This window comes from Cryobacterium sp. TMT1-62 (assembly GCF_004403145.1).
Classification (GTDB): Bacteria; Actinomycetota; Actinomycetes; order Actinomycetales; family Microbacteriaceae; genus Cryobacterium; species Cryobacterium sandaracinum.
In genome coordinates, this window is sequence record NZ_SOGZ01000027.1 from 19,522 (window position 1) to 45,665 (window position 26,144).

20 protein-coding genes, 2 tRNA genes and 1 pseudogene are annotated in these 26,144 nt (G+C 68.4%); 8 read left to right on the top strand and 15 right to left on the bottom strand.

From position 1 onward, the window contains the following. Positions 1-298: 298 nt before the first annotated feature. The 6 genes from E3T34_RS07270 to topA all read right to left on the bottom strand — a co-directional run bounded on the left by E3T34_RS07270 (position 299) and on the right by topA (position 7,848). Positions 299-374 (bottom strand) — tRNA-Thr (locus E3T34_RS07270). A gap of 45 nt (positions 375-419) precedes the next feature. Then, complete coding sequence (locus tag E3T34_RS07275; RefSeq protein WP_104170792.1) at positions 420-1,058, bottom strand: TetR/AcrR family transcriptional regulator; 639 nt, start codon at positions 1,056-1,058, stop codon at positions 420-422. A 45-nt stretch (positions 1,059-1,103) separates the two neighbouring features. Continuing rightward, positions 1,104-2,657, bottom strand: a complete 1,554-nt coding sequence (locus E3T34_RS07280) for an alpha/beta hydrolase (RefSeq protein ID WP_233191132.1) — start codon at positions 2,655-2,657, stop codon at positions 1,104-1,106. Between the two features lie 31 nt (positions 2,658-2,688). After that, positions 2,689-3,852, bottom strand: a complete 1,164-nt coding sequence (locus tag E3T34_RS07285; RefSeq protein WP_134342590.1) for a DNA polymerase III subunit delta' — start codon at positions 3,850-3,852, stop codon at positions 2,689-2,691. Positions 3,853-4,171: 319 nt separating this feature from the next. Next, a complete protein-coding gene (tmk, locus tag E3T34_RS07290; RefSeq protein ID WP_233191130.1) occupies positions 4,172-4,828 on the bottom strand; it encodes a dTMP kinase in 657 nt (218 codons plus the stop codon). Then, a complete protein-coding gene (gene topA / locus E3T34_RS07295) occupies positions 4,825-7,848 on the bottom strand; it encodes a type I DNA topoisomerase (RefSeq protein ID WP_104099402.1) in 3,024 nt (1,007 codons plus the stop codon). Before topA ends, tmk begins: the two co-directional genes overlap by 4 nt. Positions 7,849-7,986: 138 nt before the next feature. Between topA and E3T34_RS07300 the strand changes: the two genes are divergently transcribed. Beyond that, entirely contained in the window at positions 7,987-8,226 is a 240-nt protein-coding gene (locus E3T34_RS07300; protein WP_134342591.1) for a hypothetical protein, read from the top strand. Positions 8,227-8,260: 34 nt separating this feature from the next. Here the strand turns inward: E3T34_RS07300 and E3T34_RS07305 are convergent, their stop codons facing one another. From E3T34_RS07305 to E3T34_RS07325, 5 genes and pseudogenes are all read right to left on the bottom strand, one after another. Next, the gene (locus tag E3T34_RS07305) at positions 8,261-8,647 is read right to left on the bottom strand and encodes an Rv3654c family TadE-like protein (RefSeq protein ID WP_241973128.1); all 387 of its coding nucleotides are present in this window, start codon (positions 8,645-8,647) and stop codon (positions 8,261-8,263) included. Between the two features lie 190 nt (positions 8,648-8,837). Continuing rightward, positions 8,838-9,173: pseudogene (locus E3T34_RS16810) on the bottom strand (TadE family type IV pilus minor pilin); the annotation flags it as partial. Continuing rightward, complete coding sequence (locus E3T34_RS07315; protein ID WP_233191137.1) at positions 9,154-9,318, bottom strand: DUF4244 domain-containing protein; 165 nt, start codon at positions 9,316-9,318, stop codon at positions 9,154-9,156. The gene E3T34_RS07315 and the pseudogene E3T34_RS16810, both read right to left, overlap by 20 nt. A 367-nt stretch (positions 9,319-9,685) precedes the next feature. Next, the gene (locus E3T34_RS07320) at positions 9,686-10,615 is read right to left on the bottom strand and encodes a type II secretion system F family protein (protein WP_233191126.1); all 930 of its coding nucleotides are present in this window, start codon (positions 10,613-10,615) and stop codon (positions 9,686-9,688) included. Positions 10,616-10,710: 95 nt separating this feature from the next. Beyond that, complete coding sequence (locus E3T34_RS07325; RefSeq protein WP_104099398.1) at positions 10,711-11,904, bottom strand: TadA family conjugal transfer-associated ATPase; 1,194 nt, start codon at positions 11,902-11,904, stop codon at positions 10,711-10,713. 435 nt (positions 11,905-12,339) lie between these two features. Here E3T34_RS07325 and acs point away from each other — a divergent pair, with 435 nt between their 5' ends. Next, on the top strand, positions 12,340-14,295 hold the full coding sequence (acs, locus tag E3T34_RS07330) for an acetate--CoA ligase (protein ID WP_104099397.1): 1,956 nt from the start codon (positions 12,340-12,342) through the stop codon (positions 14,293-14,295). An 87-nt stretch (positions 14,296-14,382) separates the two neighbouring features. On the opposite strand, the gene E3T34_RS07335 is transcribed toward acs, so the two are convergent. After that, on the bottom strand, positions 14,383-14,853 hold the full coding sequence (locus E3T34_RS07335; protein ID WP_134342593.1) for a RidA family protein: 471 nt from the start codon (positions 14,851-14,853) through the stop codon (positions 14,383-14,385). Between the two features lie 3 nt (positions 14,854-14,856). Then, positions 14,857-15,021, bottom strand: coding sequence for a DUF4177 domain-containing protein (locus tag E3T34_RS07340; protein WP_134342594.1), 165 nt, complete (start codon positions 15,019-15,021; stop codon positions 14,857-14,859). A gap of 50 nt (positions 15,022-15,071) precedes the next feature. On the opposite strand from E3T34_RS07340, the gene E3T34_RS07345 reads away from it, so the two are divergent. The 6 genes from E3T34_RS07345 to E3T34_RS07370 all read left to right on the top strand — a co-directional run bounded on the left by E3T34_RS07345 (position 15,072) and on the right by E3T34_RS07370 (position 22,536). Then, on the top strand, positions 15,072-17,654 hold the full coding sequence (locus E3T34_RS07345) for a transglycosylase domain-containing protein (protein WP_134342595.1): 2,583 nt from the start codon (positions 15,072-15,074) through the stop codon (positions 17,652-17,654). After that, the gene (locus E3T34_RS07350; RefSeq protein WP_104099394.1) at positions 17,651-18,634 is read left to right on the top strand and encodes a metallophosphoesterase; all 984 of its coding nucleotides are present in this window, start codon (positions 17,651-17,653) and stop codon (positions 18,632-18,634) included. The genes E3T34_RS07345 and E3T34_RS07350 overlap by 4 nt, the downstream gene beginning before the upstream one ends. An 80-nt stretch (positions 18,635-18,714) precedes the next feature. Further along, positions 18,715-18,788 (top strand) — tRNA-Pro (locus E3T34_RS07355). Between the two features lie 140 nt (positions 18,789-18,928). Then, positions 18,929-20,398 (top strand): DHA2 family efflux MFS transporter permease subunit, encoded by a 1,470-nt coding sequence (locus tag E3T34_RS07360; protein ID WP_134342596.1) that lies wholly within the window; start codon positions 18,929-18,931, stop codon positions 20,396-20,398. Between the two features lie 320 nt (positions 20,399-20,718). Beyond that, positions 20,719-21,105, top strand: a complete 387-nt coding sequence (locus E3T34_RS07365; RefSeq protein WP_370327361.1) for a VanZ family protein — start codon at positions 20,719-20,721, stop codon at positions 21,103-21,105. A gap of 537 nt (positions 21,106-21,642) precedes the next feature. Continuing rightward, positions 21,643-22,536, top strand: coding sequence for a UTP--glucose-1-phosphate uridylyltransferase (locus tag E3T34_RS07370; RefSeq protein WP_134342598.1), 894 nt, complete (start codon positions 21,643-21,645; stop codon positions 22,534-22,536). A gap of 10 nt (positions 22,537-22,546) precedes the next feature. On the opposite strand, the gene E3T34_RS07375 is transcribed toward E3T34_RS07370, so the two are convergent. Both E3T34_RS07375 and E3T34_RS07380 read right to left on the bottom strand, forming a co-directional pair. After that, positions 22,547-23,362, bottom strand: coding sequence for an HAD-IIB family hydrolase (locus E3T34_RS07375; protein ID WP_134342599.1), 816 nt, complete (start codon positions 23,360-23,362; stop codon positions 22,547-22,549). A gap of 476 nt (positions 23,363-23,838) precedes the next feature. Then, a complete protein-coding gene (locus E3T34_RS07380; RefSeq protein WP_134342600.1) occupies positions 23,839-26,121 on the bottom strand; it encodes an ATP-binding domain-containing protein in 2,283 nt (760 codons plus the stop codon). Between the last annotated feature and the right edge of the window lie 23 nt (positions 26,122-26,144).

Consider the following 26,144-nt stretch of genomic DNA (forward strand, 5'->3'; position numbering starts at 1 on the left):
GTTTACGTGACGACGGATGCCCCGGTCGGCTCAGTCAGCCTCAGGTTGCGGGCTCAGTAGAGCGGTATCAGCTCGATGAGCCGCGCCGCGTGCGTGCGTGCGTGCGTGCACTAAGTGGCTTTCCGCGAGGTTGCGGTTGGCGACCACGCGGGTGAGGCGACTTCGGTCGATGAGGCGGTCGATTTCGTCCCGGCCACGAGCCCAACGCCCCTGTACGCGATTCGGGTGACTTCGCGGTGAGCACTTGCGTGCCGGGCGTGCGCGGCACGAGCGAAAGCCACGGCTGCCTGAGTTGAGATGGAGCCGCCTATCAGAATCGAACTGATGACCTTCTCATTACGAGTGAGACGCTCTACCGACTGAGCTAAGGCGGCGTCACGATTATTCCTCTCGGAAAACCTCGGACACAGCTACAAAGTCTAGCTGGTCTTCAGGGTCATCTCGTACAGGTCCGCGAAGGATGCCGCGACGTGCGTGGCCAGGGGGCGGGCCGCGTCGGAGTCGGCCCAGCACCGCCAGGCGTGGCGGAGCGCAGCCACGGCCACCAGGGTGAACAGGAGCGCCCGCTGCTCAAGCTGCGCCGAGCCGGCGCCGAGCTCGGGGTGGTCGACGACGAAGCGCCGGGTGACGATCTCCTGCAGTCGACCCTCGAAGTTGCGCAGGGTGGCCATCCGCATCCCGAACAGGTAGGGATTCTCCTTCATGACCTGACGCCGCAGCTGGTGGATCTCCCGGTCACCCTCGGTGTTCCTGAGGCTGACCGAGAGCAGCGCGGCCAGCTGGGCCAGGATGTCCCCATCGCGGCCGCCGTGCACGAAGGCCTCGATCTGCTCTTCGGACGCGAGGTCGAGTTCGTCGCCGACCAGCGCGGCATCCTTCGAGGGGAAGTAGTTGAAGAAGGTGCGCGGCGACACATCGGCGAGCCGGCTGATGTCCTCGACGGTCACCTTCTCGAGCCCCCGCTCGCAGGAGAGCGTCAACACGGCGCGCTGGATGGCGCGTCGCGTTGCGAGCCGCTTACGTTCGCGTAGGCCCGGTTCCTCGTGGTGCAGCGACATGCCTCAATTCTTACACAGCGCGCAAATCTGCAGCCAGGCGGATGCTCAGCACATCGGGTCTTCGGCCGGCACCGTGCCCTTCAGCAGGTAATCGTCGACGGCCGAGTTCACACAGTCGTTCGATTTGTTGTAGGCGGTGTGCCCTTCGCCGGTGAAGGTGACGAGGTGGCCGCTGGCGAGCTGCTCCGACAGGTTCTCGGCCCACACATAGGGTGTGGCCGGGTCGTTGGTGGTGCCGATGACCAGGATCGGGTCGGCCCCCTCGGCGGCGATCTCGGACCGCTCCCCGTCAAACTGGTAGGGCCAGTTGGCGCAGCCGATGTCGCCGAACGCCATGTACTTGCCGATCGTCGGGGCGGCCTGTTCGATCTCGGCGGCCTGCGCGCGCATCGAGGCGGGATCGTCGTTGTAGCTGTAGTCCACGCAGTTGATTGCCAGAAAGGCCTCGGTCGCGTTGTCGCGGTAGGTGCCGTCGGCGGACCGGCCATTGTAGCCGTCCGCGAACTGGAAGGCCATGTCGGCATCGCCCTGCAGAACGCTCGCGAACATCTCGCTCAGGTTCGGCCACGCGGTGGCCTGGTAGAGCGGGTAGATGATGGCGGTGAGCAGCGTGTTCGCGCCGAGTCGACGGCCGTCGGTGGCCGTGATCGGGCTGACGTCAACCGAGGCGAGCAGGGCTCCGATGGTAGTCATGGCCTCGTCGACGGTGCCATCGAAGGGGCACTCCTCGCCGGCCAGGCAGTCGGCCAGATAGGAGCGCAGCGCGTTCTCGAACCCGGTGGCCTGCACCCGGGTCACATCGGCGTTGCTGGTGGACGGGTCGAGGGCGCCGTCGAGGGCGAGGCGTCCGACCCGCTCGGGGTAGAGGTCCGCGTAGGTCGCACCGAGGAAGGTGCCGTAGGAGTAGCCGAGGAAGTTGAGCTTCTCGTCACCGAGCGCGGCGCGCAGCAGGTCGAGGTCGCGGGCTGCGCTGAGGCTGTCGACGTGTGCGAGCAGGGCGCCGGTATTCTCCTGGCAGGCGGCCCCGAAGTCGACGGCGGCCGTCGACAGCTCCTGGATCCAGGCGTCGCTCCCCCGCACCGCGGCGGGCAAGCCGTAGAGGTACTCGTCCATCTCAGCCGGTTCGTAACAGCTCACCGCCGAGGAACGGCCCACCCCGCGCGGGTCGAAACCGACGACGTCGAAACCGGCCTGCAGCTTCGCATCCGTGGCGTAGTCGAGGGAATCCTTCACGAAGTCGTAACCGGAGCCGCCGGGGCCTCCGGGATTGACCAGCAGGGAACCCACCCGGGTGCCCGTGGCCGGATGCCGCACCAGCGCCAGGTCGACCGTCTCGCCGCTGCCCGGGTCGGCCCAGTCGAGCGGCGCCGAAGCCGTGGTGCACTGCAGGCCGGAGTCGCAGTCCGCCCACTTCAGCACCTGGTCATAGAACGGTTCGAGGTCGGCGTCGACCTTCTCCCCGGTCGGGACCGAGGTGGTCGGCGCCTGCCCCGGCAGGAACAGCGGCACGCAGCCGCTGAGGCCCATGGCGAGCACCAGTGCCAGGGCGGTGGCCCTGGCACGCGCCGACAGGGTGCGCACGCGAGTTCGTCTGGTCAACGGATTCCCCTTTTCTGGGACGTGTTCTCGGTCACCGGCGGATTGCCGATACGAGCATGGCCTCGAGGGCCAGCGCCGGCGCCACGTTCGATTCGATCCGCTGCCGGGCTTGGGCGATCGCGTCCAGGGTGAAGAGCGTGGCGGCGGGCGCACAGACGGTTCCCGCCGCCCGCACCTCCGTGAGGAGTTCCCGGTTGATGACGCTGGTCTCCCGGCCGAGCTGCACCATGATCACGTCGCGGTACAGCGAGGTGAGGTCGACCAGGATGCGGTCGATCCCGTCGCGGAGGCTGCGGGTGGCCCTCCGCTTCTGGTCATCTTCGAGGGCCTTGATCTGGCTGCGCAGGCCGGGCGGGACCGACTGTCCCGGCTCGACGCCCAGGGAGCGCAACACGCCCTCACGCTCGGCGGCGTCGCGCTCGAGCGTGATCGCCTTCGCGTCGTCACCGGCGATGGCGAGCAGCCGGGCCGCCGCATTCACCGCCGCCGACACGCCGCGGATGCCGAGGGCCGCCCGCAGGGTCTCCTCGCGTCGCGCTCGCGCCTCGGGGTTCGTCGCCAGGCGGCGGGCCATGCCGATGTGGCTCTGCGCCTCCCGAGCGGCTCGTTCCGCGGTGGCCCGGTCGACACCGTCCCGGGCCACGAGCAGCTCGGCGACGTCGTCGATGCTCGGCACCCGCAACCGCACCGATCGCACGCGGGACCGGATCGTGGGCAGCAGGTCAGCCTCGCTGGGAGCGCAGAGAATCCACACGGTGCGCTCCGGCGGCTCTTCCAAAGCCTTGAGCAGAACGTTGGAGGTGCGCTCGACCATGCGATCGGCGTCTTCGACCACGACCACCCGGTAACGGCCCACCGACGGTGAGTACTGCGAGCGCTTCACGGCCTCTTTGACCGAGTCCATCTTGATGATGACGCCCTCGGTGGAGAGCACGGTCAGGTCGGGATGCGTCCGGGCGTCGACCAGGCGGCGGGTGCTCTCGTCACCGGCCTCGGTGCCGGGACTGAGCAGCGCGGTCGCGAAGGCGAACGCGAGGTTGGAGCGGCCCGAGCCGGGCGGCCCGGTGATCAGCCAGGCGTGCGTCATGGCCGACCCGGCGCGCGCCTCGGCGTCTCCGTCACTCGGACGTTCGGCCGCCGCGCGGAAGATCGCGATCGCTCTCGCCTGACCCGTCAGGCCATCCCACACAGTCATCGGACCAGAGTACCTTTCGTCGGTGACAGAGGGCTTAGAGCTCGTCCAGCCGGCGCCGTCAGCTGGTTGCGCCCCCGGCAGGGCCCGTCCAGTCGGCGCATTCCGTCCAGCCGGCGCAGCACCGCGCCTGATGCCGAACCAATTCGACGGAGATTTTGCCGAAAACGGCCGGTTTGGGGCCGATAACGGGGTCCAGGGCCAAAATCTCCGTCGAATTCGCACGGCGCACGGCGCACGGCGAGCCCGCGCGTGAAACGGATGCCGCCGCAGCGGCGGACCGCCGGGCCGCAGCGGCCTCGGACATCCGTTCACTTCGCCTCTAGAGCAGCGCGGCGACCCGGTCGCGGATGACGGCGGCGATCTCGGCCACCGGACGCCCGGCGTCCACGACCAGAAACCGCTCCGGCTCGGCGTCGGCCAGGGCGAGGAACGCGGCGCGCACCCGGCGGTGAAAGTCGCTCTTCTCCGCCTCGAGCCGGTCGAAGGGCTTGTTCTCAGCGTCGAGGCGGCCGCGCGCCACGGTCTCGTCGAGGTCGAGCAGCACGGTCAGCGCGGGCAACAGTCCCTCCGCCGCCCAGAGCGACAGATCACGCACCGGGGTGGCGTCGAGCACCCGTCCGGCACCCTGGTAGGCGACGGATGAGTCCAGGTAGCGGTCCTGGATCACCACTTCGCCTCGGGCGAGCGCCGGCCGCACCGCGGTCGCGATGTGCTGGGCCCGGTCGGCGGCGTAGAGGAGCGCCTCGGCCCGCGGTGCGATCTCACCGCGGTGGTGCAGCACGATCTCACGGATGGCGCCGCCGACATCCGTTCCGCCGGGCTCGCGGGTGCGCAGCACGGTGCGCCCGCTCTGCCGGAGCCAGTCGGTGAGAAGCTCCGACTGGGTCGTCTTGCCGCTCCCGTCACCACCCTCGAGGGTGATGAACAGCCCGGCAGCGGCGGGACCGGTCACGGCTTCCGGAACTTCTCGGGTCACGACAGCGACGACGCCTGGGTCGCGGCCTTCGCGGCCGCGGTGGCCGCCCGGGTCGCCGCAGCTTTGGCCGCCGTCGCGGCCTTCTGAGCCGGGGTGCGCTGAGCGCGCACCGTCGTGGTGGCACCCGACGGAGTCGGCTTTTTGACGGCCGACTTCCGAGCCGGGGCCTTCCTGACCGCCGTCTTCTTCGCCGGGGCCTTCTTGACCGCCGTCTTCTTGGCCGGGGCCTTCTTCGCCGGCGCCTTCTTGACGGCCGGGCCCTTGGCGCGCTTGTCGGCGAGCAGCTGCACGGCGCGGTCGAAGTCGACCTCCTCCACCGTCTCGGCTTTCGGGATGGTGGCGTTGGTGATGCCGTCGGTGACGTAGGCGCCGAACCGGCCGTCCTTGATCTTGATCGCCTTGCCGCTCTCGGGGTCGGGAGCCTCGAACTCCTTGAGCGCGCTCGACGCCCGCCGGGCGCCGTACTTGGGCTGTGCGTACAGGTCGACCGCACCGGCCAGATCGATCTCGAAGATCTGGTCCTCGCTGGTCAGTGACCGGGTGTCCACGCCCTTCTTGAGATACGGGCCGAACTTGCCGTTCTGGGCCGTGATCTCCGCGCCCGTCTCCGGGTCGAGGCCGACCACGCGCGGCAGGGCGAGCAAATGCAGGGCCGTGTCGAGGTCGATCGTTGCGAGGTCCATGGTCTTGAACAACGAGGCCGTGCGCGGTTTCACCGCGGCGACCTTCTTCGCCGGGGGCTTGCGCTTGGGCTTCGCGGCCGCAGCCGTCGTTTTGGTCGTGGAGGCAGCCTCGGCGGCGGCCGAATCGGCAAGCAGGGTCACCTCGCCGGTGACCGGGTCGATGGTCTCGCCGGGTTCGACGACCTCGACCTCGGGCTCCAGCTCGGTGACGTAGGGGCCGAACCGGCCGTCCTTCGCCACGATCCGCTTGCCGTTCTCCGGGTTCTCGCCGATCACGCGGTCGGTGATGACCGGCGCGTCGATGAGTTCGCGGGCTTTCGCCGGGGTCAGCTCGTCGGGGGCCAGGTTCGGCGGGATGTTCACCCGGCGCGGCGGGGCATCCGGTGCCGCGCCCGGGTCGATGACCTCGAGGTAGGGACCGTACTTGCCGATGCGCAGGGTGATGTCGTCGCCGATGGGCATCGAGTTGATCGAGCGCGCGTCGATCTCGCCGAGGTTGTCGATGACCTGGCGCAGGCCGCGGTGCTTGTCGGAACCGAAGTAGAAGCTGGTCAGCCAGTCCACCCGGTCGGCTTTGCCGTCGGCGATGCGGTCGAGGTCGTCTTCCATCTCGGCGGTGAAGTCGTATTCGACCAGGTCGGAGAAGTACTCCTCGAGCAGGCGAACGACGGAGAAGGCGATCCAGTTGGGCACCAGCGACTGGCCGCGGGGGGTGACGTAGCCGCGCTCGGTGATCGTGGAGATGATCGACGCGTACGTCGAGGGGCGGCCGATGCCGAGCTCCTCGAGCTTCTTCACCAGGCTCGCCTCGGTGTAGCGGGCGGCCGGGGTGGTCTCGTGGCCCTTGGCTTCCACGTCGAGCAGGGTCAGCTTCTGGCCCTCTTCGAGCGGCGGCAGCTTGGACTCGGTGGCGTCGGTGGGTGCGTTGCGCTCCTCGTCACGGGATTCCTCATAGGCCAGCATGAAGCCGCGGAACGTGATCACGGTGCCGCTGGCGGCGAATTCCGCGAGCACCCCGGATGTCGCGGGGTGCGTGGACGTGCCGGTCGGCCCGGCCGCGATGGTCACCGACGCGGTCGAGCCGGTCGCATCCGCCATCTGCGAGGCGACGGTGCGCTTCCAGATCAGGTCATAGAGCTTGAAGTCGTTGCCGCGCAGAGTGGATGCGAGCGCCGAAGGGGTGCGGAATGTGTCGCCGGACGGACGGATCGCCTCGTGCGCCTCCTGAGCGTTCTTGCTCTTGCCCTTGTACAGGCGGGGCTTGTCGGGCACCGTTTCGGGGCCGTAGAGCGCCGCCGCCTGGGTGCGCGCGGCCGTGATCGCCTGCTGCGACAGCGACGGCGAGTCGGTTCGCATATAGGTGATGTACCCGTTTTCGTAGAGCGACTGGGCCACGCTCATGGTCTGGCGGGCGGTGAAGCGCAGCTTGCGGGCCGCCTCCTGCTGCAGGGTCGAGGTGGTGAAGGGCGCGGCCGGGCTACGACGGTAGGGCTTGGCGGTCACCTTCGTCACGGTCAGGGCGACCGATGGTTCCTTGAGGGCGGTGGCCAGGGCGAGGGCGGATGCCTCGTCGAGCGTGACCGCCGTCACCTTGGGTTTCAGCCGGCCGAGGTCGTCGAAGTCGCCGCCGGAGGCGATGCGCTCTCCGCCCAGGCGCACGAGCTTCGACTGGAATGCGGAATCCGCCCGGGACGCGCCGGTAGCAAGCTGGGCGATGAGGTCCCAATAGCCGGCCGACACGAACGCGAGGCGCTCGCGTTCGCGTTCGACGACGAGGCGGGTGGCCGCGGACTGCACGCGGCCGGCGGACAGGCCCGGACCGACCTTGCGCCAAAGCACGGGGGAAATCTCGTAGCCGTAGATGCGGTCGAGGATGCGCCGGGTCTCCTGCGCGTCGACGAGGGCGGTGTCGAGGTCGCGGGTGTTGTCCTTCGCCTGAAGGATGGCTTCCTTGGTGATTTCGTGGAAGACCATGCGCTTGACCGGCACCTTGGGCTGGAGGACCTGCAGCAGGTGCCAAGCGATGGCCTCGCCTTCGCGGTCCTCATCAGTTGCGAGCAGGAGTTCGTCGGCGTTCTTCATGGCCCGTTTGAGTTCGGCCACGGTCTTCTTCTTCGCGTCGGACACGACGTAGTACGGCTCGAAACCGTTTTCCACGTCGACCGAGAACTTGCCGAGCGGACCCTTTTTTAGTTCGGGTGGCAGGTTCTTGGGCTCGATCAAGTCGCGAATATGGCCGACCGAGGACAAGACCTCGTAGCCGTCGCCCAGATACGCGGCGATCGATTTCATCTTCGTCGGCGATTCGACAATGACCAGCTTCTTAGTGCCTGGCACCAGACTCCTCTTTATAGGTACGGGTCCAAGTGGGCCATGGCACACCATACACACTTCAATATGGTGCCTGCCTAATCGACCACGCCGCGCGAGACCATTGGGGGTTGCCAGGCCTGCGCTGGCGGAGACAATTGGAGCATGGCGAATTCAGCGACGGGCACGTACACCGCGAAGCTCACGGACGGCCCCCTCCAAGGCAAGACAGTCACCACCCGGTTCCTGGAATCCGGCGATCCGCGGCCGCGACTCGAGATCCCTGCCGACGGCAACAAGCGCTACCTCTATCTACGCGGCTCCGGCCTCGAATTCGACTCCAGCACATTCCCGGCTCGACCCACCGCCGTGGACTACCGCTACATCGAGGCCCTCTTCGACTGAGCCGCCCGTGGCTTTCGCGCCCGCTGAGACGAAGTCAGCCGGCGGGGCCGCCGGGCGAATCGGGCGGCCCGGCCCGTGCCTGCGCGCCCAGCTCGAACCCGAGGTAGCCGCGCACCGCGGTCACCGATGCGATCAATCCCTCCACCGTGCAGACGGTGACGGATGCCCCATTCAGCCTCGCGGCTTCGGCCGCCGCCGCGCAGGGAATCCCGGCCACGGCGCCCGAGGCGGTGTCGGCGGCGGCGAGCGCCGCGGCATCCGCTGCCCCCTGCACCGCCTGACCGACCACCAGCGCGGCGAACAGCGGCAGCAGCACCGCCGTCAGGAGCATGACCGCGCCCAGCACCCCGACAGCTAGCACCGTACCCGAGCCGCGCTCGGGTGCTGACCAGTGCCGCCGCCGCAGAGCCCGGCGAGTCACGGTCCGCCGCCGCAGAGCCCGGGAAGTCAGCGTCCGGGACCTCCCCCGGCGGGGCCTCACCGGCCACCGCCGAGCGCGCAGGACCCGGCCCGGAGCGTGAGGCCGAAGGCCGCGAATCGCTGAACGAGCTCGGTGCGCGCAGGTTCACGCAGACGAACTCACCCCGGCGCTCCGGGGTCATCGAGGCCCCCTGCACCGCCCGCTGCACCAGCCCAGAGGCCCGGTCGACGCTGTCGCCGCGGGAGAGGGACCGGGCGGCATCGGCCGCGGCATCCGTGAGGCGCACCTGCTGGCCGATCACCTGCAGGGCGCCCAGGCAGCAGGCGAGCACGAGCAGTACAGCCGGAACGACCGTCGCGAACTCGGCGGTGACGCTGCCGCGGTCGCGGGGGCGGTCCCTGGGGCCGGGGCGGCGCCGCGCGCGGCTTCGGGCGCTCGGGGCGTCGTCGGAGTGCCCGTCGGAGTGCCCGTCGGAGTGCCCGTCGGAGTGCACGTCGGGCCGGCGGCTACCCCACGGAAAGCGCATTGCGCACCAGATCGGTCAGGATGCCGCGCACCTCGTCGCCGCGCAGGATGACGATCAACAGGCCGGCGAATCCGACCGCCGCCATCGTTGCGACGGCGTATTCGGCGGTGGCTGCACCCGTCTCGGCGCGCAGGCCGCGCGGCAGCCGGAACCGGTCGGGGCGCGGAAGCCGGGGTGCCGGTGCCGCCTTGCGCAGAGAATCGTGGCCGAGGCCGGGGCCGGTGGTCGCTGCGTCGATCGTGCCGGTGGCGCGCTCGGCGATCAGGTTCCTGGTCAGGTTGGTGACCTCGTCGGTGGCCGGTTCAACGGTCGGTCGCAGGGCCTGACCCCTGGTCGGTTTGGCGGCCTGATCGGTGGTCGGTGTCAGGGCAGAATCGGTGGTCGGTTCGATGGTGGGCATTCGTTCGTCTCCTTCTCGCGTCGGGCGACGCGGTGTGTGGGCGGCACGAGTGGTCTCAGACTGGCGCGGGCGAGGGCGGAACACCGACAGCCGCTCGCTTCGGTGCAGAACTTCAGAAAACGAGCACTGTGGACGAGAGGACGGTCATCAACAGCGGCAGAACTCCGACCAGCATGAATGCGGGCAGCACGCACACCCCGAGCGGGATCATGAGCGTGACCGCGAGGGTGGCGGCCCGGTGCTGGCCGTCGCTGCGGGCCTGCCGACGCAGCTGGTCGGCCTCGCTTCGCAACAGCTCCGCGGCGGGAACGCCGGCGCGCACCGACAGAGCGAGCACCCGGTCGATGCTGGCCGCCGAGTCCGCGCGGTGCAGGGCGAACCGCTCTGCCGCCGCGTCGACCAGGGTCCGGGCGCGGTCGACGGAGCCGCCGCCGGTCATGGCGATGGCGGTGAGGTCCAGTTCGAGCCCGGGGGTCGGGTCCCGTGCCCGGGCGGAGTGCACGAGCCGCCGGTTCCAGCGGTCCGCCGCCAGCATGAGGGCGCCGCCGCCGGCGAGGCAGGCCCAGCCGGGTGCGGTGAGGAATAGCGTCTGCAGCGTGTTGAAGCCCAGAAGGCTGCCGAACAGCACACCGACGACCGGCAGGAACGCGACCATCCGTGCCGTGGCGCTCGGGCCGGCGAGCGCCACGGCGAGGTCGGCATGCAACTGGCCGAGGTCCCGGAAGGATGACGCCAGTTGCCGCAGGCAGGAGGCCAGCGGCGCTCCGGCCTGGGTGGCCACCTGCCAGGCCGCGGCGAGGCCCAGCCAGGCGGCGCCGATCTGGCCGCCGAGTGCGCGGGCCTCGGCGGCCACGGCGTCGGCGATGTTGTCGCCGCGGCGCCCGGCGTCGGCCGCCGCCCGGATGATCTGTGCCCCCGAAGAGGGCGGTGTCGGCGACAGAGACTTTTCGCCGACGGGGTGCGAAGCGACGGGTTCGAGGTAGGCCCACGCGGATGCCGGGGAGACGCCGGCGGCGAGGAGAACCGCGATGCGTTGGGTCACCTGCGCCACCTCCTCGATGGCCGGGCTGGGCGGACCGTGCCGCCGTTTCACGCCGAGCCACGTGCCGAGTCTCCTGCCAAGTCTCGTGCCGACTCTCATTCCGACTCTCCAGTCTCGGCGGCCGCGGCGGCCCGCCGCCCGTGTGTGCGGACCGGTCTGGGCGGGCCGGACTCCCCCGGGGCCCAGCGGTTCCCCGGGGCCGCGGCGATCACCAGCAGGCGATCCCGGGCGTCCAGCGCGAACCGGCCGAGCGGAGCGAGCCGACGGCGGCCCTCGCGGCGCTCGAGGTGCAGCACCAGCCCGATCGCGCTCACCGCCTGCCGCGCCACCGCTTCCGGACTTAGTCCGGCGAGAGCGCCGAGGGCCTCGAGTCGGGCCGGAACGTCGTGCAGGGAGTTCGCGTGCAGGGTACCGGCGCCGCCGTCGTGGCCGGTGTTGAGCGCGGCCAGCAGCTCCCGGATCTCGGCACCGCGGCATTCGCCGAGCACCAGCCGGTCGGGGCGCATCCGTAACGCCTCGCGCAGGAGACTCTCCAGGCCGATCCGGCCGGCACCCTCGAGGTTCGGCTGCCGTGCCTCGAGCGCCACGACATGCGGGTGGTCTATGCGCAGTTCGGCGACGTCCTCGATGGCCACGATGCGTTCCCCAGGCGGTGCCTCGCCCAGCAGCGCCGCGAGCAGGGTGGTCTTGCCGCTGCCGGCGGCTCCCGTGATGAGCAGGTTCTCGCGCCGGTGCACGGCCACGCGCAGCCGGTCAGCGACGGCGACGGATGCCTCCCCCACCCCGAACAGACCCCCGGCGGCGAGCGTGGCGAGGCTCAGGCGCTCGGCGCGAGGCAGCCGGATGGACAGCAGCGTGCCCGTGCTCGACGCCGGCGGCAGCACCGCATGCACCCGGATGCCGTCGGACAGCCGCACATCGACGCAGGGGCTGGCCTCGTCGATGTGGCGCCCGCCGAGGGCGATCAGGCGCACCGCCAATTCCCGCACAGCCGGTTCCGGGCAGCTCCACTGCGGGGCGTGCAGCAGTCCGTGGCCGGCATCCACCCACAGCCCGGCGGCGCCGTTGACGAACAGATCGGTGACCTCGCCGTCGGCGGCGAATTCGGCGAGCGGGCCGAGCACGAACACGTCGAGGGGCCGGATCGCCGGCAGCACACCGGGGCTGAGAGCACCGGGGCTGAGCGCACCGGGCGGCCGGGCATCCGTGCGGCGGTCGGGAGCACCGTTGGGAGGGCGGACAGGCACGGACCTGCCATACGACGGGACGGCGACGAACGGCTCGGGCATGCCCCGACGTTAGATCGGCGGTGGAAGCGCATCCGGCCCCTGCGCCGGATCGAGGAGAACCCGGGCCGACCGCTGGCTGGGGAGGACCGGGACGCACCACCGCGAAAAACCAAAGGTTAAAAAGGGGGGCGGCACCTATTGGGGGGAACAGGTGCCGCCTCGGCAGTGCGCTGATTGGGGGGAACCAGACACACCGCAGGTCAAAACTTTCGTTCAGACAAAGACAAATGTACAAGGGGAATTACAGATGCGCAAGTCCCCCGTGTCCTCATAAATGAGGACACAGAACCCGGGTGCCTGATGAGACCACAATTGGGGGTGGGAACTCGCCGCAATTCCGCGCAACCTGGGCGACACATGTCGCCGTGTAGGGTTCAGGAGGGGCTGGTTCACGCGCCCGATACACGCAGCGCATCGCAAAGGAGCGACATACGTATGAGCGTCAAGATCGATAACCTTCTCCATGAATCCCGCAGATTCCCGCCGACACCGGAATTTGCCGCACAATCCATCGCGAAGCCGCAGATCTATCAGGACGCCACGGACGACCGATTGAAATTCTGGGCTGATCAGGCCCGCGAGCTTCTGCACTGGCATAAGCCGTTCACAAAAACCCTGGACTGGACCAATCCACCGTTCGCCAAATGGTTCGAAGACGGCGAATTGAACGTGGCCTGGAACTGCCTCGACCGGCACGTGCTGGCCGGCAACGGCGACCGGGTCGCGCTGCATTTCGAGGGTGAGCCGGGAGACTCCCGCGACATCACATATGCCGAGCTCACTGCCGAAGTGAAGCGTGCTGCGAATGTGCTGACAAAACTCGGCGTGAATGCCGGGGACCGCGTCGCGATCTACCTGCCGATGATCCCGGAGGCCGTCATCTCGATGCTCGCCGTGGCCCGCATCGGCGCAGTGCACTCGGTCATCTTCGGCGGTTTCAGCGCCGAAAGCCTCCGTTCGCGCATCGATGACGCCAGCGCCGTGCTCGTGATCACCGCCGACGGCGGTTACCGCAAGGGCAAGGCGTCCGCTCTCAAGCCGGCCGTCGACGCGGCTCTGGAGGGCGGCGAGACCACCGTGCGCAACGTGCTCGTGGTCAAGCGCACCGACGGCTTCGTGGAGTGGTTCGACCGCGACCTGTGGTGGCACGACGAGCTCGCCTCGGTCGCGGGAGAGCATGAGGCGCTGGGCTTCCCGGCCGAGAACCCGCTGTTCATCCTCTACACGTCCGGCACCACCGGCAAGCCCAAGGGCATCCTGCACACCACCGGTGGCTACCTCACGCAGGTGGCGTTCACCCACAAGAACGTGTTCGACCTGCACCCCGAGACTGATGTCTACTGGTGCACCGCCGACGTCGGCTGGATCACCGGCCACAGCTACGTGGTCTACGGCCCGCTCGCCAACGGCGCCACCCAGGTGCTTTTCGAGGGCACCCCGGACACCCCGCACCCCGGCCGGTGGTGGGAAATCGTTGAGAAGTACAAGGTGAGCATCCTGTACACGGCGCCCACGGCCATCCGTACCTTCATGAAGCTGGGTCGCCAGATCCCGCAGGGCTTCGACCTGACCAGCCTGCGCCTGCTCGGTTCGGTGGGCGAGCCCATCAACCCGGAGGCGTGGATGTGGTATCGCGAGGTCATCGGCGGCAATGTCGCGCCGGTGGTCGACACCTGGTGGCAGACCGAGACCGGCGCGATCATGATTTCCGCCCTGCCCGGCGTGACTACGACCAAGCCCGGCTCGGCGCAGAGCCCGATCCCCGGCGTCGTGATCGACGTGCTCGACGACGAGGGAAACCACGTGGGCCGCGACAACGGTGGCCTGCTCGTGGTGACCGAACCGTGGCCGTCGATGCTGCGCGGCATCTGGGGTGACCCGGAGCGCTTCAAGGAGACGTACTGGGAGAAGTTTGGATCGGAGAACCCGCGCTACTTCGCCGGTGATGGCGCCCGCCTCGACCGTGACGGTGAGATCTGGCTGCTCGGCCGGGTCGACGACGTGATGAACGTGTCGGGGCACCGTCTGTCCACGGCCGAGATCGAGTCGTCGCTGGTGGCGCACCCGATGACCGCCGAGGCGGCCGTGGTCGGCGCGCACGACGACACGACCGGCCAGGCGGTGGTGGCGTTCGTCATCATCAAGTACAGCCACCTGGAGGAGTCCTCGCACGCGGACATCCAGGCCGTGCTGCGGGCGCACGTGTCCCAGCAAATCGGTGCCATCGCGAGGCCCCGCCAGATCTTCATCGTGAGCGAGCTGCCGAAGACGCGCTCGGGCAAGATCATCCGGCGTCTGCTGCAGGATGTCGCGGAGGGCCGCGAGGTCGGCGACACCACCACCCTCGCTGACACCTCGGTGATGACGGCGATCATGTCCACCCTGAAGTAACCAGCGTCTAACCAATTCGTTCGGGCACGCACCCGAGTAGACACACGAAAGCGGGCAGGCCCAGTGGGCCTGCCCGCTTTCTGGGGCTCAGGCGAAGGAGACGATGAGCTCCAGCTCGACCGGGGAATCCAGCGGCAGCACAGCGACGCCGACGGCCGAGCGGGCATGCACGCCCCGGTCGCCGAAGATCTCGCCGAGCACCTGGGAGGCACCGTTGACGACACCGGGCTGGCCGATGAACGACGGGTCGGATGCGACGAAGCCGGTGACCTTGACGACCTGCGTCACTCGGTCCAGCGATCCGATCGCGGCCTGGATGGCGGCAAGCCCGTTGAGCGCGCACTGCCGGGCGTAGTCCTGGGCGTCGGCGGCCGGCACGAGTCCGTGGCCGTCGCCGACCTTGCCGGTGGCCGGCAGCGCCCCCGAGATCATCGGCAGCTGACCGCTGGTGAACACCAGCGAGCCGGAGACCACGGCCGGCACATAGCTGGCCACGGGCGGCACGACGCTCGGCAGCTCGATGCCGAGCTCGGCCAGTCGGGCAGCGATCTGCGCCACGCCTCAGGCTCCTTCGGTGGCGACGGGGCGCTTGAGGTAGGCGACAAGCCCACCCTCGGGTCCGGGAACGACCTGCACGAGCTCCCAGCCCTCCGAGCCCCAGTTGTTCAAAATGGCAGCTGTGTTGTGAATCATCAGCGGCGTCGTAAGGTATTCCCAGGCAGGCATAAGGCTCCGATTCAGGCGGTTATTCAGATTTGTCACTTAGTCTCAATAGTATGTCTGCCAAAAATCGTACGGTCAGTGGAGCGCTCGGCGGGTTCCTCGGTTTCGTCGGGATGAGCGCCGTGGCCGGCGTCCTCGTCGCCGCCGCTGTCACCCCCGCTCTGGCCCTCTCCGGCATGACAGCCACGAACACGATCAACATGTTCGAGAGCCTCCCCGACTACCTCGCGATCGACCAGCTGGCGCAGAAGAGCAACATCTACGCGACCAACGCCGACGGCAGCCCCCTGCTTCTGGCCTCGTTCTACGATCAGAATCGGGTGGAAGTCGAGTGGGACGCGATCAGCCCGTTCGTGAAGGATGCCGTGATCGCGGGCGAGGACCCCCGCTTCTATGAGCATGGCGGCATCGACCTCGAGGGCACCGTCAAGGGCGTCGTGAGCACAGTGGCCACCGGCACCGCGCGCGGTGGCTCCTCGATCACCCAGCAGTACGTGAAAAACGTGCAGGTGCAGAAGTGCGAGGCTCTGGCCGACGAAAAGAAGCGCATGAGCTGCTACGACACGGCCACGGAGACCACCCCCGACCGCAAGCTCAAGGAGATGCGCCTCGCCATCGGCGTGGAGAAGCAGTACGCGAAAGACGACATCCTTCGCCAGTACCTGAACATCACCGGTTTCGGCGGCACGGTCTACGGCATCGAATCGGCCGCCAATTACTACTACAACACCACGGCCGCGGGCCTGTCACTGGCGCAGGCGGCGAGCCTGGTGGCGATCGTGAACAACCCGGTCAAGTTCCAGCTCGACAACCCGGACAGCGAAACCAACGGCGTCGCCAACGGGTATGCCGCCAACAAGGAACGCCGCGACTACATCCTGGGCGAGATGCTCAAGTATCAGAAGATCACCCAGGAAGACCACGACGCCGCCCTGGCCACCGTGATCGAGCCGACCATCACGGAACCCAGCACCGGGTGTGCGACAGCCGGCGGCAGCGCCTACTTCTGCAGCCTGGTCGTCAACACCCTGCAGAATGACCCCTCCTTTGGCGAAGACGAAGGCACCCGCATGGCCAACTTCCGTCGCGGCGGCTACGAGATCTACACAACGCTAGACCTCGACCTGCAGAACGCCGCCGAGACCACCATGAAGAAGCACGTGCCGAAGCAGTACGGGGACTGGGACGTGGGCGGTGTGATCACCAGCGTCGAGGTGGGCACCGGCCGAGTGTTGGCCATGACCCAGAACAAGGATTACAGCCAGGACCCGGCCGTGACCGAGAACAACAACGACTACACGGGCATCAACTACAACACCAACTCCAACGAGGGCGGCTCGCTCGGGTTCCAGCCCGGCTCGACCTACAAGGTCTTCACCCTCGCCGAGTGGTTGACCCAGGGGCACACGCTCAACGAGCGCGTCGACTCCCGCCGCAAGAGCGACTGGGGCGTGTTCAAGAACAGCTGTGAAGGCAACCAGAGCTATGTCTTCAACCCCAAGAACGACGCGAACGAGTCCGGCACCAACTACAGCGCGCTGCAGTCGACAATCGGTTCCATCAACACCGGCTTCATCGGCATGGCGAAGAAGCTGGACCTCTGCGGCATCGCCGACATGGCCAACGCCTTCGGAGTGGGCCGCGCCGACCTGGAGCCACTCGTCAAGGGACCCTCGGCCGTGCTCGGCACGAACGAGGTCGCGCCGCTCAGCATGGCCATCGCCTTCGCCGGCATCGCCAACAACGGCCTCAGCTGCAGCCCGATCGTGATCGACCGGATCGTCGGCGGCGACGGCGTCGACATGACCCCGCCGCAGACCAAGTGCACCCAGGCGGTCACCCCTGAGGTCGACGCCGGCATGACGTATGCCATGCAAAAGGTGATGACCGAAGGCACGGGACGCGCGTCGAATTCCGCGGTCTCCCCGAGGGTGCCGATGATCGGCAAGACCGGAACCACCGACGGCAACAAGGACACCTGGATGAGCGGCGCGAGCACCAAGGTCGCCACGGTGGTCGGCGTCGTCAGCGTCACCGGCGACATCAACCAGCGTCTCGTGGACGACTGGGAGGGCGGCACGGCCGCCACCGCCCGTCACCGCATGTGGCCGGAGGTGATGAGCGTCGCGAACGCGAAGTACGGCGGAGACGCCTTCGCCGAGGCATCCAACAAGGTGCTGCAGGCCGTTCAGATTCCCGTGCCCGACCTGCGCGGCAAGTCGATGAGCGAAGCCGCCTCCACCCTGACCTCGGCCGGCTTCGACGTGGTCGACGGCGGTGTGACCGACTCCGAGATGCCCGCCGGCACCGTGGCCCGCACCGACCCGGCCGGCGGCAGCAGCGCCAGCCGCGGCTCGACCGTGACCGTCTACTCCAGCAACGGCGCGCTCAAGATCGTGCCCGATGTCGTGGGCAAGACCGAGGCCGAAGCTACCTCCACCCTGGCGGGCTTCGGCATCGTCAAGCAGGAGCAGGACGTCACCGACCCGAAGCAGGTCGGCACGGTGCTCTCCATGACACCGACCGCCGGCTCCGGCGCCGCGGCGGGCAGCGCCGTCACGATCGTGGTCGGCAAGCTTGCCGCCGGCGCGAAACCCGACGCGAAACCCGACGCGAACGGCGGGGGCAACGGATGACGCGCGCCAACTCCGCAGGCACCTCCCTGGCCGTCAGCGCCGGGGTGGTAGCCGCGGCCGGAGTCGTCGCGTTCGCCTGGGGCTCTCTCGTGGAGCGCCGCATGTTCACCCTCCGCGAGGTTCTCGTTCCGGTGCTCGCGCCGGGATCCGCCCCGATCAAGGTGCTGCACCTCTCCGACCTGCACATGGCACCGTGGCAGCGGGATAAACAGGACTGGGTGCGCGGCTTGGCCGACCTCGCGCCGGACCTGATCGTGAACACGGGCGACAACCTCGGTCACGCCGACGGCATTTCCGGGATCGAGTATGCCCTCGAACCGTTCCGCGGCATTCCGGGCATCTTCGTCAACGGGTCGAACGACTACTACGGGCCGCAGTTGAAGAACCCGATGCGGTACTTTCGTGCCCCGTCGACGCTTCGCTCGGCGTTTCACGAGAAGCTCGACATCGCCCACCTGCACCGGGTGTTCGGCGACCTCGGCTGGATCGACCTCGACAACGCGGCGGCCGCGCTCGACATCAACGGCACCCACCTGGAGCTGTTCGGGGTGGATGACCCGCACATCGGGCTCGACCGCCTCGACCTGATCACCCGGGCGATCGACGACCTGCGCGCGAACGACCCGTTGTCGGAGGAGCACTGGCCCGACCCCGAGGAGGCGACCCCGCCGCGGTCGACGCTCACGGTGGGCGTCGCCCACGCGCCCTACCAGCGGGTGCTCAACTCGTTCGTCAACCATGGTGCCCAGCTGATCCTGGCCGGGCACACGCACGGCGGGCAGGTGTGCGTTCCCCGGTACGGCGCCCTCGTCACCAACTGCGACATCCCACGCAAGCAGGTCAAGGGCCTCAGCCTCTGGGACTCCGGACTGCACACCTCGTACCTGAACGTGTCCGCGGGGCTCGGCACGTCGATCTACGCGCCGGTGCGGTTCGCCTGCGCGCCGGAGGCGACCCTGCTCACGCTGACGGCGGCGTAGCGGGGGTATCGGCAGGCTCGGCACCGGATGGTCGTGGTAGGGCATCCGGGGGGTTATACTTGTCAAGGCTTACGGGCCATCGGGGTATGGCGCAGCTTGGTAGCGCGCGTCGTTCGGGACGACGAGGTCGCAGGTTCAAATCCTGTTACCCCGACAGATATGCAAAACCCTCACTCTTCGGAGTGGGGGTTTTTGTAGTTGGTGTTTGGTAGTTGGTGTTTGGTAGTTGGTGTTTGGTAGTTGGTGTTTGGTGCGGCCAAGCCGGCGCGGCCAGAAGCGCGAGAGGATCATGTCATGACCGATTCCAGCCCGGGTCTCCCCGCACCTGTCGCTATCCCACGGCATGCCTGGCAGGCCCTGATCGTGCTGCTGGCCGGCATGTTCATGGCGCTGCTCGACACCACGATCGTGAATGTGGCGCTTCCGACCATCCGTACCAGCCTGGATGCCTCGGAGGCCACCCTCTCCTGGATCATCTCCGGCTACGCGCTCGCCTTCGGGATCGCGCTGATCCCGGCCGGGCGGCTCGGCGACCGCATCGGCCACAAGTGGGTCTTCTTCACCGGTCTGCTGCTGTTCACCCTGGCCAGCCTGGCTTGCGGGCTCGCGCAGAACGATCTGCAGCTGATCATCGCCCGGGTCGTGCAGGGGCTTGCCGGCGGCATGTTCGTGCCGGCCGTGACCGCTGTGATCCAGCTTCTGTTCCCGCCCATCACCCGCGGCAAGGCGTTCGCGATCATGGGCACGGTGATCGGCGTATCCACGGCGCTCGGCCCGATCATCGGCGGCCTGATCATCGAGGCCTTCGGCGACGAGAACGGATGGCGCCTGGTCTTCTGGGTCAACCTGCCGATCGGCATCGTCGCCCTCGTCGCGGCGGCGATCCTGTTGCCGGCCGGCTCCGAACGTGCCCCGGGCACCCCGAGCGGCGGCATCGACTGGGTGGGCCTGCTGCTGATCTCCGGCGGGCTCGTGGCGCTGCTCATTCCCCTGATCGAGGGCGAGGACCAGGGCTGGCCGCTCTGGACCTACCTGACCCTGGCGGCGGGGGCGCTGTTGATTGTGGCATTCGGCTTCTGGGAGGTGGCGTACACCCGGTGGGGCAAGAGCCCGCTGGTGCCGCCGCGGCTGTTCCGGCATCCGGCGTTCACCGGCGGCATCGTGCTCGCCCTGGTCTACTTCGCCGCGTTCACCAGCATCTTCTTTACCATTTCGATCCTCTGGCAGGCCGGCCTCGGGCACACCGCCCTCGAGTCGGGGCTGGTATCGATCCCGTTCGCGATCGGAACCATCATCGGCGCCTCGCAGAGCAACCGGCTGGCGCAGCGGCTCGGCCGCACCGTGCTGATCATCGGCGTGTCCCTGGTCACCATCGGCCTGGTCTGGGTCTGGCTCGCCCTGCTCCTGATCGGCCCGGCGATCACCAACTGGGAGCTGCTGCCGCCGCTGCTGATCGCGGGTCTCGGCAGCGGATTCTTCATCGCGCCGAACGCCCAGTTCATCGTGGCGACCGTGGACCGCTCCGAGGCCGGTGCGGCCAGCGGCGTGGTCGGCGTGATGCAGCGGGTCGGCAGCGCCGTGGGCATAGCCGTGATCGGCAGCGTCTTCTTCGGCACGCTGGTCGTGGCCGGCCCCGGTGCGGAGGCCGTCGCCGCCGGCTTCACCGACAGCGCCACCGCGGCGATGGGCGTGAGCGCCGCGTTCAGCGTGCTGGCACTGCTGCTCGTCTTCGTGCTGCCGAAGCGGGTGTCGGCCGGGCGGTAGGGGCTCGGCTTTCGTCGTGAGGGTGCCTGTTCCGGTCGAGAGCGCCCGCTTTACCGGTCACTCTCGACCGGAATGGAAGTGGTCGGCGGTGGGCATCCTTCGGCTCAGAGCGTATTTGCGAGCCCCCGCGCACGGATGCGTCTACGGTAAATAGATCGACAGTGTTGCGGTCAGGTCCCGGCGCCGTCGGTTGCCGACCGTGACGTACCGGGAGGCGAGACATGACCGACGCGAGTCGCACTCCCCCGCCGAGACCGCCGGGCCCTGCCGCGGCGGGCGGAGCCGTGCCCACCCGGCTGCGCCGGTGGGCGCCCTGGCTCATGCTCGCCTATCTGGTCGCGCTGGCCTTCATCGCGTTCTGGCCGGTGCCGGTCGACCGGGCGGCATACGATTCACTCCTGGCCCTTATCGATTGGCTGCAGGAACACGGCGCGCCCGGCTGGGTGCGCTACGGCCTGGTCGAGTTCATCGCCAACATCGCCCTGTTCGTGCCGGTCGGCCTGTTCGTCGTGCTCGTGGCCGGCGCACGACGGTGGTGGCTGGCCGTGCTGGTCGGGTTCGCGGCGAGCTGCACCATCGAGCTCGGGCAGCTGATCTTCCTGCCGGACCGGTTCGCCACCCTCGCCGATGTGGTCGCGAACACTGTCGGGGCCGCCGTCGGCACGGTGCTCGGGCTGGTTCTGTTGCGCGGCGGCCGCGGGCGCTGACGGGGACTGCAGGTCGGGTGCGGGTGTGCGCCGGGGTGCCCGTCGGCACGTGCACTTGCCTTTTCTGTGGCTAACTCAGGAGATCCGGGATGGGCCTCGGTATTCGTTGCGTAATTCCGGGGGCGCAAGCCGCAGCCGGCTTGGTTTTCCTGAGTTAGCCCCCTACGTGCGTGCATAACTCCTGCAGATTCTGACGGATGTGCCCGATTCAGCCTGGCATGGCCCTCCGGCCGCGAACTGCAGAAGTTATGCCAGCTGAGGCACCGGGCACCGGCCTCACCGGTGGCTAACTCAGGAGATCTGGGCTGGATGCGCGGCACAGCCCCAGGAAACCCGGGGAGACGGATGACTGTGGCCGGGTTTCTCCTGAATTAGCCGCAGCTGCCAGCCCGACTCAGGGGTACGGCAAGGCAGCCCAGAGCAGGCGGCAGGTGACCTCACGGGCAGTGGCCGGTGGCCGAGACAGATCACGGCGCCAGACCGAAAGATCCGCGGTGGGAGATGCGGCGGCAACACTGCGCCCTTAGTCTGAGTCTCATGAGCTCCGAGATTACCAAGGCCGTCATTCCCGCGGCAGGACTGGGAACACGCTTCCTTCCGGCCACCAAGGCCATGCCGAAGGAAATGCTTCCCGTCGTCGACAAGCCCGCGATCCAGTACGTGGTCGAGGAGGCAGCCGCGGCCGGCCTGACCGACCTGCTGATGGTGACAGGGCGGCATAAGAACGCGTTGGAGAACCACTTCGACCGCATGACCGAGTTGGAGTCGCTGCTCGAGAAGAAGGGCGACCACGACCGCCTGGCGAAGGTGCGACTCCCCACCCGGCTGGCCGACATCCACTACTTGCGCCAGGGCGACCCGCTCGGACTCGGGCATGCGGTGCTGCGCGCGAAGATGCACGTCGGCGACAAGCCGTTCGCGGTGCTGCTGGGTGATGACCTGATCGACATCCGTGACCCGTTGCTGGCCCGGATGCTGGTGGAGCAGGGCGCGCGCAACGCCAGCATCGTGGCGCTGATGGAGGTCGATCCGTCGCAGATCCACCTCTACGGCTGTGCCGTGATCGAGCCCACCGACGACCCCGACGTGGTGCGCGTGACCGGGCTCGTGGAGAAGCCCAGCGCCGCGGATGCCCCGTCGAACCTGGCCATCATCGGCCGCTATGTGCTGCGCCCGGAGGTGTTCGACGTGCTCGAGCACACCCTGCCGGGCAAGGGCAACGAGATTCAGCTCACGGATGCGCTGCAGGAGCTTGCGACGACCCCGGATGCGACGGGTGGCGTGTTCGGAGTGATCTTCCGCGGCCGCCGCTATGACACCGGCGACCGCCTGGACTACATCAAGGCGATCGTGCGGCTCGCCGCAGACCGCGAGGACCTCGGGCCGGACCTGCGGCCGTGGTTGCAAGATTTCGTCGCGGGGTTCGACTGAGCGGAATCCGTCAGGCGGAGGCAGTGGCAGCGGCAGAGGCTGCTGCGGCGGCGGCTGCGGCGGCGGCCTCGAGCTGAGGAATCAGCGTCTCAAGGAACGCGGCGGTGTCTTCCCAGCCCTGCACGGCGACGCATTCGACGCCGAGAACCTTGACCGGGTAGTCGTTGCCGTTTTCGTCGAGGCGGTCGCCCACAAACAGCATGTCGTCGAGCGGCACACCGGTGAGGGCTGCGAGCTTGTTCATGCCATACGCCTTGTCGATGCCGCGCCGGGTGATGTCCACAGACGTGGACCCGCCGGAGCGCACCTCGAGTTCGGGAAGCAGCGCCTGCACGGCTTCGCGCAGGGTGTTCTTCTTCACGCCGGTGGGGTCCCACGCGGTTTTCGCGGCGACCGGGGCGGCCTGGCCGAGGGCGGAGAAGGTGATCTGCGAGCCGCGGTCCTCGAGGATCGGGCCCCAGGTGTCGCTCTCCCAGTAGCCCAGCGAACGCGCGGAGATTTCGACGGCGTTGAGGGCATCCGTCTTCTCGGCGTCGGTCAGGTACTCGGCGTAGATCTGGTTCCAGGCACCGTCGGCGTGCCGGTAGTACTGCGTGCCGCAGGTGGGCATCAGGTGCAGGCGCGAGAGGATGTCTTCACTCACGGTGTCGAGGTTGTCGATCAACTGCATGTGGAACTGGGCGATCTGCCCGCCGGAGATGACGCATACGTCGACGACCCCGAGCAGGTTGACCATGAGTTCGGCCATGCGCGGGTCGAGCGGCGACTTGGAAGCGGCCAGCGTGTCATCGAGATCGAAGGCAACCAGGCGGGGAAGTGTCGTCATGTGAAGTGTGGATCCTTTGCAGTTACTCGGGGCCGTAGTCGTGGCCCGGAGCTTGACGTCACCCATGCGCGACGCCCTAAAAAGTGTACAGCGGGCCCTGCTTGTCGAGCCGGGGCGGGTGCGGGGCTGGTTTCGGGGCGGGTTTCGGGCGGGTGCGGGCAGGGTGCGGGGCTGGGTGTGGGGAGACGGGTGCCGCGGCGGCGGGAGCCGTCGGGGCTCGCGCGGGAGCGTCCGTCGTGACGTTAACTCGGAGAATTTCGGGACACGCCCTATGTGCCCGGGTGGGGTGACCCCGTCCGAAAAGACCGGGTCACCCCAGCCACGGGGAACGGCGTGTCACGAAAAAGTCCGCAGATAACGCGGGGGCACGGATGCCGCGGCGCGGGTTCAGAGAATGGCTCGCCGGGTTTCGACAAACGAAACCACCGACAAGCACCACCACCGACAAGCGAAACCACCGAGCCGCGAAACCACCGCTACAGCCCCGCGGGCAACTCACCCGTCGCCACGAGATACAGCCGTTGCGTCGGACGCGTCATCGCCACGTACAGCGCCCCGGCCCCACGCGAAGACGCCGCCACGATCCCCGCCGGGTCCACCACGATCACGGCGTCGAACTCCAGCCCCTTTGAATCCTGCGGGGTGAGCACCGCCACATCCTTGAGCAGCCCCGCAGCCCCGACACCGACACTGACGCCCAAGGAACCGAACGCAGCACCCAGCGAACCAACAACTCCAGCCAGAAAGTGCTCCAGCACGATCACTGCAACCGTGCCACCCAACCCCAGCGAGCGTTCCCGTCTAACGGCCGAAACAACATCCGTGAGCGTCTCAATCGGCCACTCGCTCGCCCGCACCGACCGCGCCGGGGTGATCGGCAGGTCGTGCGCGAGCGCCATCGACTCGGCAGCCGAAGCGATTTGGCTCGGCGTTCGGTAGTTCACGGTGAGCTCCTCGAGCCGCCACCGCGAGGCCTCGAGCGAGGAGCCGAGCAGGGGCTCGAGGGCGTCGCGCCAGTTCGACGCGGCCGCGGCCGACGCCGCCTGGGCGATGTCGCCCACGATTGTGAACGACCGCAGCGGGCCGCGCCGCAGCACCAGCCGCCACTGCATCGGCGACAGCTCCTGTGCTTCGTCGACGACCACGTGACCGTAAGTCCAGGTGCGGTCGAGCGCGGCGCGCTCGGCCGTGGTGGCCCGGTCGCCGAGCTCGGCGAAGTTGTCGGCGAGCGCCTTGGCGTTCACGAGCCCCTTCACCTCCATGTTCGAGATCGCCAGCTCGGCGTTCTCCACGTCGCGCTTGCGCTGCTCCTTGTGCTCGCGCTTCTGGGCTGCGTCGACCACGTTGTACTCGCCCAGGTGTTCGGCCGCCTCGTCGAGCAGCGGCACGTCCGAGATGGTGAACTCGGCATCGCGTGGCCGGTGCAGCAGCGCGCGCTGCGCCGGCGTCCAGGTGGGGGTGAGCTGCGCCAGCCATTGCGGGCGGGCGTAGAGGTCTTGCACGAGCTTCTCGGGGGTGAGCGGCAGCCAGGCCGTGTTCAGCGCCACCCGCACGTCGTCGGCCAGGCGCAGGTCTTCGCGCAGCATGGGCAGATCGGTGTCGTCCATCGACCGGCCCTGGTCCTTCAACTGCGCGAGCCACTCCCGGGAGAGCGCGGCGAGCGCGTTCTTCACGAACGTGACCCGGGCCTCGTTGTGCGGCTTGCCGCCGGCCCGCGCCCGGTGAATCGCGGTCTCGATCAGTTGCGGCTTGAGTGTGAGCCGGTCACCGTTCACGACCAGCACCTGCGCCGACGCCGGCACCCGCTGCCGCGAGCGCACGGCACGCTGGACGAGCCGGGCCATCGAGGTCTGGCCCTTGATCGCGGCGACGGCCGGGGCATCCTCTCGGGTGGCCTCGATACCCGGATAGAGCTGGCCCACGGATGCGAGCACCACCCCGGTCTCCCCCAGCGACGGCAGCACCGCCTCGATGTAGTGCAGGAAAGACTCCGACGGCCCCACGATGAGCACACCCGAGTTCTTCAGCCGATCGCGATGCGTATATAAGAGGTATGCCGCGCGGTGCAGGGCCACGGCCGTCTTGCCCGTGCCCGGGCCGCCCTGCACGACGAGCACGCCCTTCAGGTCTGAACGGATGATGCGGTCCTGCTCCGCCTGGATCGTCGAGACGATATCGCTCATGTGCCCGGTGCGCTGGGCGGTGAGTGCGGCCAGCAGCGCGCCCTCCCCCTGGTGCTGGGTTGCCGAATCGTCCTCGAGAAGCGCGGCGTCGAGGATCTCGTCCTCGATGCGCACGATGTCCCGGCCCTTCGAGAGCAGATGCCGGCGGGCGCGGGCCCCGAGCGGCGTCGCCGCGGTGGCCTGGTAGAACGCGCTGGCCTGCGGCACTCGCCAGTCGAGCAGGATGGGCTGCAGGTCTTCGTCGCGCAGCCCCAGCCGGCCGATGTAGCGGTAGACGGAGGCATCCGTCGAGTCGGAAGAAGAGGAAGAGTCAGAGTCAGAGTCAGAGGTGTCGGCGGCCACTTCGAGCCGGCCGAACGCCAGCCGGTCGTCGACCTCGCGCAGCTGCACGATGCGGTCTTCGTAGAGGCGCGCGAACGTGTCTCGTTCGGAGCGCGACTGGTGGTTGCCGCCCACGTCGAGCCGCCGCACGGCCACGAGTTGCTGCTCGGCCTCCCGCTGCAGAGCGTCGAGACGCGCATACAGGTTCGCGACATATTGCTGTTCCCGTTGAAGCTCCTGGTCGACCACGCGCACACCCTTTGAAATCCGAGCCTCAA